Below are 240 nucleotides of genomic sequence, written 5' to 3'. Positions count from 1 at the left end.
GACTTCAAGCAGCTCCAGCGGTCCGACGACCACAAGGTGGTCCTGATCTGCACCGGTTCGCAGGGCGAGCCGCTGGCGGCCCTGTCCCGCATGGCCAACAAGGACCACCCGATCCGCATCCACGAGGGTGACACCGTGCTGCTGGCCAGCTCGCTGATCCCGGGCAATGAGAACGCCATCTACGGCGTCATCAACTCCCTGACCAAGCTCGGCGCCAACGTGGTCCACAAGGGCAACGCC

General features: G+C 65.4%; 1 pseudogene. It reads left to right on the top strand.

Annotated elements, in window-relative coordinates:
• Positions 1–240: pseudogene (locus tag SB754_RS22640) on the top strand (RNase J family beta-CASP ribonuclease); the annotation flags it as partial.

The organism is Leifsonia sp. SIMBA_070 (assembly GCF_046534635.1).
Taxonomy (GTDB): Bacteria; Actinomycetota; Actinomycetes; order Actinomycetales; family Microbacteriaceae; genus Leifsonia.
This window is presented reverse-complemented; position numbering and strand designations above follow the sequence as displayed.